The organism is Aggregatilinea sp., from assembly GCF_036822615.1.
In the GTDB taxonomy this organism is placed as follows: domain Bacteria; phylum Chloroflexota; class Anaerolineae; order Aggregatilineales; family Aggregatilineaceae; genus Aggregatilinea.
On sequence record NZ_DAISHJ010000162.1, the window covers coordinates 1 to 9,548 of the forward strand.

Consider the following 9,548-nt stretch of genomic DNA (forward strand, 5'->3'; position numbering starts at 1 on the left):
AACTGCTGCTTTTCCGGGGCCGTGCGTGAGGTCTGCCTTTGCTCTTGCCTTTTCCCCTTCCCTCCGCTTGCGTGGGGGAAGGGGCCAGGGGATGGGGGGCATAAATTCGGTTACGCGGAACGGTCCATCCACACAAAAACGAGGCGCGCCTCATACGAAGCGCGCCGCGAATGGTGCTTTGAAGTGATCCCGGTCGCTAGCTGATCGGCAGGATGTCGCCCAACAGTTCGCTGTAGGTCGGTTCTTCCGGCACGCGGTCGATCCAGTTGTCGTTACGCTCGATATCGGCAGAAGCCTTCTGAGCGTCGAGCCACGTCGTGAACGCCTCGCTCTTGGCGGAGCTGAGCTGGCTCGGGGTCAGGTCGCGGACTTCGCGGCCCAGCACCTGGATGATGTGGTAGCCGAACTGCGACTCGACCGGGCCGACGATCTCGCCCAGGTTCGCGTTCAACGCGGCATCCCCAAACGCCGGATCGTACACGTCGGGGCTGGACCATCCGAGGCTGCCGCCGCCGGTGGCGCTGCCGGTGTCGTCCGACATGGCCTTCGCCAGATCCGCGAACGGCTCGCCGTTCTGAAGGGCTTCCATCGCGGCCTCAGCCTGAGCCAGCGCGGTGGCGCGCTGCTCGTCGGTGGGCGGCGTGGTGTCCTGCGGATTGGCGGGGTTGAAGGCGAACAGGATGTGACGCGTGTTCACCTGCAGTTCCGAGGTCGGCGTGTCTTTGGTGACGTCATCCATCACGGCCTGGCGCAGCGCCTGATAATAGAAGACTTCCCGCACCACGTCACGATCTACGTCCGAGCCTTCCTTCGCGCTGTCGAAGTAGTTGTTGGCTGCGTTCTCCAGCGTGCCCTGAATCTGGCTCTCTTCCAGCGTGGCGGTGGGTGTCGAAGTGACGACTGCCGTAGCGGTCGCATCCGGCTCAACCACGGCTTCCGTCGCGGCGGCGGCTTCGGTCGCTTCCGCCGTGCTGGAGGCGCTGGTGGGCAGGGGGGTCGGTGTAGTGGTCGGCGCGGGCGTGTTCGACGGCGTGGCGGAAACCAGCGGCGTCGGCGTCACGCTCGGCACGGTGGTCGGTGTGGACGTTTCCTGTTCGGGCAGCGTCAGCCCGACCGACTGGGCCATATAGTCATCGACCTGACGGTCTACTTCGGCGTCGTCGATGGTGATACCCCGATCGTCTGCCGTCTGCTGGAGGATCAGTTCTTCCTCCATCTCATCCAATACCTGACCGCCGAACAGTGCCGGAGTCTGGAGCTGGCTGATCTGCTGGCTGGCGTACTGCTGAAGCGTGTTGAGATCGCCGCCGGTCAGTGCGTAAAGTTGGCGGATTTGCTCCGCGGTCTGCCAGCGCAGGAAGCGCACGCGCGCCTGGAAGTCGCTGGTCTTGACCTCGTCGCCGTTGACTTTGGTAATCGCCTGATTCGGAACGATGACCTGTTCCTGAACCACCGCGAACACCAGCACCACCGCGCTAATGGCGACGAGCGCCACGATCACGGCCAGGAAACGCCGCTGCCACATCTGGTCGCGCTCGGCGCGGGACTTATATTCGGTGCGGCGCTGGACATCCGCCTCGGTGACCCGGCGGGGACGCGGACCGCCGGTCGTGCTTTTCTTCGCCATAAAGAGTAATCTCCTCCAAAGAAGTGCATGACCTATAAGGGAGGCATGGCCTGCGGCCTCTGCCCCCCTCACGCTGGCCATCCGTCACCTCAGGCGCGGGGCAGCCAAACCGGGTGTTCACCCCGGCCAGGGGACGCGCTTGGGCGATCGATCCCTGGCCGGTTTGTTCGCTCAGCGCCCGGCGCGGCTAGGCGCGGGTCTGGTCGTCGGTAAAGGGCAGCAGCGCGAGATGACGGGCGCGCTTGATCTGGCGGGCCAGCAAGCGTTGGTGCTTGGAGGTCAGACCCGTTTGGCGGCGGGGCCGGATCTTGGCACGCTCGGTGATGAAGCGGCGCAGCGTATCCACGTCCTTATAATCGGGCAGGGTGTGGTTGGCGAAGAAGTAGTCTTCTTTGCGCGCGCGGGAACCGCGGCGGCCACGGCCTTCGCCGGAATCGAAGTCGCGCGATTCGCGCGGCTCGCGGGAAAAGCGCGAGCGGCGACGCTCACGCGGATCTTCGTTGTCGTCCTGGTCATTACGATCGTAGTCGGCCATGTGACGTTTATCCTCTCAAACTCGTTCGTTGATCTTCAATGAGGCGCGCAAGCAGGCATACAACCTAAAACGCGTAATCCTCGTTGTCGTAGTCGTCAGCATCGTCGTAGTCATGCGCGGCACGCCGCTCACCGAGCAGGATCATCTCGTTGGCGACCAGCTCGGTGCGGTAGTGACGGGTGCCGTTCTCGTCTTCCCACCCACGGGTTTGCAAGCGACCTTCCACATAGACCTGCTGGCTTTTGCTCAGGTGCGACTTGCAGATCTCCGCGAGGTTGCCCCACGCCACGACGTTGAACCACTCCGTTTCCTCGCGGCGTTCGCCATCCGAGGAAGTCCAGGTGCGGCTCGTCGCCACGCTGAAGCTGGCAACCGGGCGCCCGCTGGGCGTGTAGCGCAGCTCTGGGTCACGGCCCAACGTACCGATGATCATAACTTTGTTCAATCCGCGGGCCATGCGTGCTGCGCTCCTAACGATAATTCTACGACAAACACGGTCGCCAGCCTCGGGCTGGCCTCGTCCTACTCTTCGTCCAGGCGCACGACCAGGTGACGGATGATGCGGTCGCTGAGGTGCATCTGGCGTTCGAGCTCAGGCACCGCCTGGGGCGGGTAGCTCATTTTGAAGAAGACGTAATAGCCTTCACGGTAATCGTCGATGGGGTAAGCCAGACGACGACGGCCCCAGTTGTCTACGTTCGTCACCGTGCCTTGAAGGGCCTCGACCCACTCGCGCACAGTCGTAACGACCGCCGGAACTTCCGTTTCCGGGACACTGATGGGGATAATGAATCCCAACTCGTATTCGTGATTCATCCTGTGGAGCTTCTCCTTTCCTTGGGATTGCCCACCGGATCCTGGCGAGCGCCAGCCGAATGGGCGGAAAGACGCCCGCGACACAAGCGGGCGTACTCATCGGGAAAATAGTACCGCAGCACTGTCAGTTTGGCAAGACCCGATCGGCCCTCCAGGGACGGCATATTACGAAACTGCTTACCCCTGCGAATGGGCAAATTTCCGGCCCCGCCGGTCACGCTGCTGTCACGCTGGGGCGCTATTCTGGCCTCAATTAAAATGTTAAGCTCAAAAAAACCTATAAAACTTCTTTTGCGTTACTTCAAACTGTACTAGACTTTCAATCAGCAGCTAAAAGCCAAGGAGGCTACGAAGCAATGAGGCAGGGGAATCATCTAAAACGATGGCTGTGGACCTGGCTGGTCGTCGCGGCACTGGCGCTGCCCTCGGTCGCGCCCGTCCGGGCCGCCGTAAGCAGCCCGCAAGACCCGGCAGATCTGTCGCTGCGCGCGGATGTCAGCGGCGCGGCGTCGGCTCTGGAGCAAGAAGCGGCCTATATGGACGATTGGATGGCGGCACGCCCCCAGCGCCCGCCGGTCGATCCAATCGCGCAGCAGGCCACCACCGCCGACTGGACGGTGATGGTCTACGTCGCCGCCGACAACAACCTGGAAATCCAGGGCCTCTATGATATGAACGAGATGGAGGCGGTCGGCTCGTCGGAGAACGTGAACGTCGTCGTGCAGATCGACCGCGCCGAAGACTACGCCGACATCGACGGCGACTGGACCGGCGGTCGGCGCTACTACATCCAGCAGGACGATAAGTTCGGCACGCTCAATTCCACCTTGCTCGAAGACATGGGCGAGATCGACAGCGGCGATCCGGCTACCGTGGCCGACTTCACCACCTGGGCGATCACGACCTATCCCGCCGAGCACTACATGCTGATCCTGTGGGACCACGGCGGCGCGTGGATCGGTCACGCCAGCGACGACGAGTCTGGTAACGATCTGGACCTGCTCGAGCTGTCCTCCGCGCTGGAACAGACCGTGCAGGCGACCGGCATCGGCAAGTTCGACGTCATCGCGTTTGATATGTGCCTCATGGGCCAGCTCGAAGTGCTGGAAACCATCACGCCCTACGCCGACTACGGCCTCGCGTCCGAAGAAAGCATCCCCGGCCCCGGCTACTACTACGTCTTCCTTGAGGATCTGGTCAACGATCCGACGATGGACGGGCGGACGCTGGCGACTGCCGTGGTGGACTACTACATGCAGTTCTACGACGAAGTCGCGCCCGATCCCGACAACTACTACGGCCTGACGGCGGTCGATCTGAACCAGTCGGGTGCCATGACGGCGGCGATTGACGCGTTCTCCAGCGCCGTCCAGGCCAATCCGCAGGCCGTGCTGAGCGCCGTTGCCGACGCGCGTAACAACACCATCGGCTACGGTGGCTACGACGACCCGCAGTACTATGACATCTGGTCGTCCGTGGACTTGTACGAGTTCGCGCAGCTTCTGGACGGCATCACCGTCTCGCCGGAGCTTCAGCAGGCGTCGCAGGGCGTGATGCAGGCGATTGACACCTACGTCGTGTACGACCGTCACAACGACCGTCTCGAAGGTTCGCACGGCGTGGCGATCTACTTCCCGCGCACGCAAAAAGCCTACGATCGCGGCCACTTCAGCGAGCGTTACCCGGCGGAAGTGCCCGCCAGCATGGCCTCGTGGATCGCGTTCATCAACACCTTCCACGGCACGGCAGTGCAGACGGTCACCACTGCGCCCAGCGTGGACGTGGTCAGCGTCTACCCGCAGACGGCCAGTATCTACCAGCCCGCCGTGATCACGCTGGACGTGTCCGGGCGTGACATCCTTCAGGTGAACTACGCCGTCGCGCGCATCACCGACGAAGGCCGTGTCGTGCTGGACTTCGACTACCTCGTGTCGCGCTCCACCACGCCGACCGGCGCGGATATCGTGGACTGGTCCAACGGTGTGACGACGCGCACCTTCGCCTGGGATGCGGAAGTCCCGCAGCTCACCGACGGCACGACCACGACCTACGCGCTGATGATCCCCAACCGCGACAACCCCGATCTGGCGGTGGTCAACGGCCTGTACACGCCGCTTAACGGCGATCCGGTCGAAGCGCAGTTGGTCTTTAACCTCAACACGCGCACGGCGACGGCGCTGTGGGTCTTCACCGAGACGCCGAGCGGCACGGTTCAGCCGTCCGAGGCAGACTACCAGCCCGGCGACACGTTCCAGCCCATGCTCGTCACGCTCGATGAGGACAACCAGCTTTCCGGCAACACCTACGGCGACACGCTGACCTTCGACCGCGAGCAGCCGGTGCGCTTCGACAAGGTGCCCGCGCCCGATGGCGACTACTCGATCAGCTTCGTGGCGGAAAACGTCGCGGGTGATACCACGCTGGACGAGACGCTCATCACCGTTCAGAACGAAGGGCTTGATGCGTCGCTGCGTGGTTACACCGATCTGACGTACGGGATCAACTTCCTGTACCCGGCGACCTGGATTCGCCCGCGCTTCTCGCCCGACGGCAAGCGGCTGTTCACGGCGGATCTGGAAACCACCACGCTGATGAGCCTCTACCCGTACACGGACGTGACCAACGCCCAGGAAACGGGGCAGGCGGTCCAGGCGAGCTGGGGCGATCTGCAAGACTTGCAGGTCAGCAACGAGCGTGAAGTGGATGTCAACGGTCTGCTCGCCTACGTGGCCGACTACACCTACACGTTCAACGGCGAGGCGCGTGTCGGCGCGGTGGTGGCGATCTACGTGCCCGATCAGAACGTGGGCTACGGTTTCGACATCGACGCTCCGGCTTCCGCGCCCGACGCGGCGGTGACGGCGCTCAACGCGCTGGTCGCCAGCATCAACTTCTTCTCGCCGCAAGACATCCAGGGCCAGAGCGCGTGGCAAACCGCGACGACGGCGCAGGGTGCGGTGTCCTTCCCGGTCCCGGCGGGCTGGGTGGAAGAAACCAACGGCGGCTGGACGCTCTACGGCCCCACCGACGATCAGAACGTGTTCATCGGCCTGACCAGCGCTGCCGCGTCCGGTGCGACAAACCAGGAGCTTGCCGAGTACTGGATCTCGCAGCTTGAGGGCAGCGTGTCGAACTTCTCGGTATCCGCTTCGGAGCCGTACTACATCGGCGAAAACGAGTGGTATCTGGTCGTCTTCACCTACGACAACGCCGGGACGCTGACGGCGGGCGCGTTCTTCGCGGCCACGTTTGGCGGCCAGGATTACACCTTCTGGATCGAAGCGCCCGACGCGCAGTTCGACCAGCTCTACGCGGACGTGTTCTCGGTGTCGCTGGGCGGCTTCATGTTCAACGCTGCGCCCGACGCCGCGCCGACCGAGGCGGACGCCGAGGCCCCCGCTGAAGCAGCTACCGAAGCGCCCGCCGAAGCGGTCACCGAAGTGCCTGCCGAGGCCGCGACGCCCGAACCCCCCGCCGCGGTGGCGACTGAGGCCGCGACCGAAGGCGCGACGGGTGGCTCGATCGGCTCGCTCGTCGGCTAACACGCGGCTCTGCGCCGCATCCGTAAGAGGTTCTGTAGGGGCGTATTGCGATACGCCCCTTTCCTATCAATTTGCGAGATAAATCCGGCTCTTTTCCGAACATCTCTTGCCGTTTGTTCGTAGGGGCGGGGCTTGCTCCGCCCGGTTTTGCGCACAACGGTGGAGACAGCTCCGTCCCGACGGATCCGACCCGTGCCTGTCTCCCCTCTCCAACTTGATTGGAGAGGGGCTGGGGGGTGAGGTCGCGTTTGCCTTCGCTTTTGCTTTTTCTGCCCCCGACCACCGACCACCGATCACTGACGGCTGCTACTCTGGGGTTTGCCTTCGCCTTCGCCTTCGCTTTTTTTCTCTCCCGATCCCCGGTCAAAATTCACGCGAAATTCGGTGGTAATGCGCTCCGCTTTGCGCCATAATGGACCCCCTTTGGCAGCGGAACAAAGTGAGATGTCTTATGGCACGGGTGGCGATCCTGGCCGATATTCACGGCAATTTGCCCGCGTTTGAAGCGGTGCTGGCCGATCTGCGCGACGTCGCGCCGGATGAAGTCGTCGTCAACGGCGACATCATCAACCGGGGGCCGCAGAGCAAAGAGTGCCTGCAAATCGTGCGCGAAAGCGGCTGGCACGTCACCTACGGCAATCACGAAGACTACGTGCTCAAGGGCGTGCGCCGTGACGACCTGCCGCCGGAGTGGGACACCGATTGGTTCCTGCCCGTTCGCAGCGTGTCCGAATCGCTGAACCCCGATGAGATCGCATACATCTCCGCGCTGCCCTGGTCGCACGTGATCGACGTGCCCGGCCTGCCCGCGGTCCACGTGACGCACGGCAGCCCGCGCGCGCTCAACGACGGCCTCGGCCCGTGGTACGACGACGCCGATCTGCTGGACGCGCTGAGCCTCGTGCCCCAGCGCGTGATTGTCGGCGCGCATTCGCACCGGCCCTTCGATCACCACGTCGATGGTCATTGGGCGCTCAACTGCGGTTCGGTCGGCGATCCGTTCAACGGCGATCCGGCGGCGCAGTACCTTGTACTGACGGGGCAGGGCGGCGCGTGGCAGGCCGATTTCCGCGCCATCCCGTACGACCGCGAGCGCACCTATGCCGCCTGGAACACCACCGGCTACATGGAGCGCAGCATGTCCGCACAGGTGTTCAAGCTCGAAGTCGAGACGGCGACCTTTCACCTGCTGGCGTACGAGCGCTTCTGCGCCAAACACGATCTGCCCAAGAACGAGATGCGCAGCTTCCAGCGCTACCGCCGCGCCGCCGCCATGACGCCGCCGGGCCGCGTCCTCGTCCGTCCCGCCGACTAGCGCTTGCCAATGCGGATCCGTTGTTCCTGATTTCGTAGGGGCAGAGCTTGCTCTGCCCGTTTTGTGCCTGTGCCGTTGCTTTTGCCTTTGCTTTTGTCTTTGCTCTTGCTAACCGCTAATCGCTAACTGCTATCTGCTTATTCGCTGTTCTCTGGATCTGCCCATGCCACGTGTAAAACTCAGCCGGTTTCGCGTCCACCAGCCGGACCCGGATGCGCTCGCCGCCTATATGCTCGCCTATCCCGGCTACGAGCTGCACTTCCAGCCGGAAACGCTCACGCCCATCACCGCCGATGCGCTGTTCGGGCGCGCGTGCCCGCTCGTCATCGACTTTGGCTGCGGGCGCGGCGACTTCGTGATCGGGCTGGCGCAAGACCAGCCGGACGCCTGTTTCGTCGGGATCGATTTTCACCAGAAATCATTGTGGGATGCGGTCAACAAGGCCAGCGCTGCGGGTGTGACCAATCTGCGCTTTTTGCACGGCGACATCCGCCGCATGCTGAAGCTCGCGCCGGACGCCTCCGTCAGCGAGGCGTACATGCTGTTCCCGCCGCCGTACCTCAAGCCGAGCAAGCTCTACAAAGATCCCCTGCCCGAAGACACCCTGCGGGAGATCGCGCGGCTGCTGGAGCCGGACGCGTCGTTCCACTTCGTCACCGATAGCGCCGAGTACTTCGACGCCAAACGCGCCCTGATCGCGGACAGCGGCTGGTTCGAGGTCGTCGCCACCTCGCAGGGCTTCGAGGGCGGCAAAACGTACTTCCAGCAGTTCTGGGAGAAGCGCAACATCGAGTCGCGGCGGCTCGAAGCGCATCGCACGCACGCGCTCGTCGTACCCCATCCAGAGCAGGACCAGCGCGCCGATCCGTAGGGGCGGAGCTTGCTCCGCCCGGTTTTTGCTTTTCGCCTTTGTTCTTAACTAATCACTACGAACTAACGACTAACGACCGTTCTTTCTACAGCTTTTTCGCATTCTTCTGCCGGGCGCGGCGCTTGCGCGGCTCGTACTGCTGCCAGTGGACGCGGTGCGCGTCGTACTGCGTGCGCGGCGGCTTATCCTCCGCCGGATGCCCGACATACACCACGCACAGCGGTGTGACCGTCTCCGGCAGCGCGACCAGATCGCGCACCACGCCGATCACGCGCTGCGACGGGTACACCCCGATCCACACCGCGCCCAGGTCCAGCCCTGCCGCCGCGATCAGGAGATTTTCCGTCGCGGCGGAACAGTCCTGCACCCAGTAGTCGCGCGCCATGCGCTCGTGATTGGAAATTGAGGGATTGCCGCAGACGACGATCGCCGCCGGGGCGTTGTACGGGGCGAAATGCAGACTGCGCCGCAGCGCCGCCATGCCCTCCGGGTCGGTGACCACCACGAATTCCCACGGCTGCGTATTGCATGCGGTCGGCGCGGCCATCGCCGCGTGCAGAAGCTGCACCAGCGTTTCGTCCGCGACCGGCTCCGCCGTAAACCGCCGGATGCTGCGCCGCTTGAAAAGGTAGTCCAGCACGCCCGCCATGCCGCGTCCTTAGAGGGGAATTGTGCACATTCTGAGCGAGAAACCCGCTGTCCCGCTCACCTGCTCTGAGCCTGCTTGTCTCCCCTCTCCAATCAAGTTGGAGAGGGGCCGGGGGTGAGGTCTGCTTTTGCCTTTGCTTTTGGCTCTCAGCTAACCCGATGTACAGGTTTATGGACTGACAAAAAAAGGAGCT

The 9,548-nt window shown here is 63.5% G+C and carries 8 protein-coding genes; 3 read left to right on the top strand and 5 right to left on the bottom strand.

Features of this window, described 5'->3' with window-relative positions; genetic code table 11:
* Window positions 1-196 precede the first annotated feature (196 nt).
* The 4 genes from V7116_RS24085 to rpsF form a co-directional block, all read right to left on the bottom strand.
* Window positions 197-1,627 carry a peptidylprolyl isomerase gene (locus V7116_RS24085; protein ID WP_324394545.1) on the bottom strand — a complete coding sequence of 477 codons (1,431 nt, stop codon included), beginning with the start codon at window positions 1,625-1,627 and terminating at the stop codon, window positions 197-199.
* A 187-nt stretch (window positions 1,628-1,814) separates the two neighbouring features.
* Window positions 1,815-2,162, bottom strand: a complete 348-nt coding sequence (gene rpsR, locus V7116_RS24090; RefSeq protein ID WP_349258559.1) for a 30S ribosomal protein S18 — start codon at window positions 2,160-2,162, stop codon at window positions 1,815-1,817.
* Window positions 2,163-2,226: 64 nt separating this feature from the next.
* Window positions 2,227-2,619: a single-stranded DNA-binding protein gene (locus V7116_RS24095; protein WP_324394546.1), complete on the bottom strand. Its 393-nt coding sequence runs from the start codon at window positions 2,617-2,619 to the stop codon at window positions 2,227-2,229.
* A gap of 65 nt (window positions 2,620-2,684) precedes the next feature.
* A complete protein-coding gene (rpsF, locus tag V7116_RS24100; protein WP_324394547.1) occupies window positions 2,685-2,978 on the bottom strand; it encodes a 30S ribosomal protein S6 in 294 nt (97 codons plus the stop codon).
* 356 nt (window positions 2,979-3,334) lie between these two features.
* Here rpsF and V7116_RS24105 point away from each other — a divergent pair, with 356 nt between their 5' ends.
* The 3 genes from V7116_RS24105 to trmB all read left to right on the top strand — a co-directional run bounded on the left by V7116_RS24105 (window position 3,335) and on the right by trmB (window position 8,706).
* Window positions 3,335-6,520: a clostripain-related cysteine peptidase gene (locus V7116_RS24105; RefSeq protein ID WP_324394548.1), complete on the top strand. Its 3,186-nt coding sequence runs from the start codon at window positions 3,335-3,337 to the stop codon at window positions 6,518-6,520.
* Window positions 6,521-6,971: 451 nt separating this feature from the next.
* Window positions 6,972-7,835, top strand: a complete 864-nt coding sequence (locus V7116_RS24110) for a metallophosphoesterase family protein (protein ID WP_324394549.1) — start codon at window positions 6,972-6,974, stop codon at window positions 7,833-7,835.
* A gap of 163 nt (window positions 7,836-7,998) precedes the next feature.
* Window positions 7,999-8,706, top strand: a complete 708-nt coding sequence (gene trmB, locus V7116_RS24115) for a tRNA (guanine(46)-N(7))-methyltransferase TrmB (RefSeq protein ID WP_324394550.1) — start codon at window positions 7,999-8,001, stop codon at window positions 8,704-8,706.
* 85 nt (window positions 8,707-8,791) lie between these two features.
* On the opposite strand, the gene V7116_RS24120 is transcribed toward trmB, so the two are convergent.
* Window positions 8,792-9,355 carry a nitroreductase family protein gene (locus tag V7116_RS24120; RefSeq protein WP_324394551.1) on the bottom strand — a complete coding sequence of 188 codons (564 nt, stop codon included), beginning with the start codon at window positions 9,353-9,355 and terminating at the stop codon, window positions 8,792-8,794.
* Between the last annotated feature and the right edge of the window lie 193 nt (window positions 9,356-9,548).

What these genes read in the sequence shown, in the direction of transcription:
- V7116_RS24085 (WP_324394545.1), bottom strand. Translation starts at nt 1,627, where the DNA reads ATGGCGAAGAAAAGCACGACCGGCGGTCCGCGTCCCCGCCGGGTCACC.
- rpsR (WP_349258559.1), bottom strand. Translation starts at nt 2,162, where the DNA reads ATGGCCGACTACGATCGTAATGACCAGGACGACAACGAAGATCCGCGT.
- V7116_RS24095 (WP_324394546.1), bottom strand. Translation starts at nt 2,619, where the DNA reads ATGGCCCGCGGATTGAACAAAGTTATGATCATCGGTACGTTGGGCCGT.
- rpsF (WP_324394547.1), bottom strand. Translation starts at nt 2,978, where the DNA reads ATGAATCACGAATACGAGTTGGGATTCATTATCCCCATCAGTGTCCCG.
- V7116_RS24105 (WP_324394548.1), top strand. Translation starts at nt 3,335, where the DNA reads ATGAGGCAGGGGAATCATCTAAAACGATGGCTGTGGACCTGGCTGGTC.
- V7116_RS24110 (WP_324394549.1), top strand. Translation starts at nt 6,972, where the DNA reads ATGGCACGGGTGGCGATCCTGGCCGATATTCACGGCAATTTGCCCGCG.
- trmB (WP_324394550.1), top strand. Translation starts at nt 7,999, where the DNA reads ATGCCACGTGTAAAACTCAGCCGGTTTCGCGTCCACCAGCCGGACCCG.
- V7116_RS24120 (WP_324394551.1), bottom strand. Translation starts at nt 9,355, where the DNA reads ATGGCGGGCGTGCTGGACTACCTTTTCAAGCGGCGCAGCATCCGGCGG.